Annotated in this window: 2 protein-coding genes; both read right to left on the bottom strand. The window is 61.5% G+C overall.

Annotation, left to right across the window (positions count from 1 at the left end; genetic code table 11):
* Window positions 1–756: GAF domain-containing protein (locus EOA86_RS34045; RefSeq protein ID WP_164892298.1), on the bottom strand; the 756-nt coding region annotated here is incomplete at its 3' end.
* A gap of 217 nt (window positions 757–973) precedes the next feature.
* Window positions 974–1,563, bottom strand: a 590-nt coding sequence (locus tag EOA86_RS34040) for a helix-turn-helix domain-containing protein (protein WP_128345544.1), incomplete at its 5' end; no start/stop codon positions are given.

Below are 1,563 nucleotides of genomic sequence, written 5' to 3'. Positions count from 1 at the left end.
CTGCTGGCCCCAGTCGCCGACAAGAGCACGGGTCGCCCCGACCACGAGATCGTCGGCATCGACCGCCACTAGCGCGCCCGTGCTCTTGTCGGCGACTGGGGCCAGCAGGATGCGCGCTTTCGGAAACGCCATGCGGAAATTATCGGCTTCGATACGTCGGGCGGCTTCGCTAACTGCCATGGCGATCAGATTGACGAAGCCCTCCGTCAGGTCGGCCCGGCAGGACGATACGTCGAGCGCGGCGACGAGGTTCCCCACATGATCATAGACCGGCGCCGTGGTGCAGCTGAGCAGCGTATTGCGGGTGAAAAAATGCTGGTCACGGTGGATGGTGAGTGCGCGCTGTTCCACCAGGCAGGTTCCGATGCCGTTGGTGCCCTCGCTGTGTTCGCTCCAGACGGAGCCGGTCCACAAACCCCAGGAATGAAAGGTCTCGTCATCGACCGGCGCGCCGCGGCGATCGACCGGCACGCCATCGGCATCGGCCAGCAACACACAACAGCCGACGCCACCGACAGCAAGATAGAGCCTGTCCAGACTGGACCGGGCGGCAGCGAGCAGAGGCTCGACCCTCTGCCGGGCCATGCTCAATTCGATCTCCGTCAACCGCCGGGGCAACTTCTGACCCGCAGGATCAAGCCTGTGCAATGAGGCCGAGCGCCGCCACGAAGCGACCAACGCCGATTTCGCGGCGTCGTCCGACGCAATCGATGCTTGAATACGGTCCGCATGCAATGTGGCCGTGTGTCGGTCCATGTCTTCCTCCCGAAGCCTGAACGCCGATGGACTTGCCTGCTGTTTCCTCAGCGTTCAGCGGCAAATATGGATGTAATTCCGGCTCCTATGTTAGCCCTGATGTCCCACTGTCAATTGGTCTGAAGTGCTAGAAACGCCGTGTATGCGTTGCCCCCAGGCTCAAAAGCTGCGAATCTGCGCGTGCCTCTTCCGTCGTCCGATTCGATGTCGACGCAGTTCATTCGCTCATCGCATGAAGCGCGTCGTGCTTGATGATCTCGATGCTGCGCAGATTGAGCAGGCGGATGACGCCCTTGTCCTTCAGCCGGGTGAAAACCCGCGATACGGTCTCGATGGTGAGGCCGAGATAATCGCCGATATCCATGCGTGACATCGGCAGTTCGACCTGCCGCAACCCGCCCTGCCGCTCCGCCATGTCGACCAGGAACGCGGCGACGCGTTCGATGGCATTCTGGCGGCCGAGGACCAAGAGATGTTCCTGCGCTCTCGTCAGGCCCTTGAGCGCCAACGGCAGCAGCTGACCGGAGATATCTGCACCAGTGGCAAAGCGGAAGACGCGGACACCCGTGGCGTTGATGGCTTCCGCGAAGAAATGATGGGTGGTGTCGGCTTCGAAGCCGAATGTCTCACCCGCCAGATGGAAGGCACTTATCTGCCTGCGACCGTCCGCAAGCAGGCGGTAAATACGGACGGCGCCAAACTCGACCTGATAGAAGGCTCCGGCCTTTTCACCTTGGGCATAGATTTCCGAACCGGAGGGAAAGAAGCTGACCGGCTGGAGCGGTGTCGGATCGAATGCAGTAGGCA

It is taken from the genome of Mesorhizobium sp. M5C.F.Ca.IN.020.32.2.1 (genome assembly GCF_004023105.1).
GTDB lineage: Bacteria > Pseudomonadota > Alphaproteobacteria > Rhizobiales > Rhizobiaceae > Mesorhizobium > Mesorhizobium wenxiniae.
This window is presented reverse-complemented; position numbering and strand designations above follow the sequence as displayed.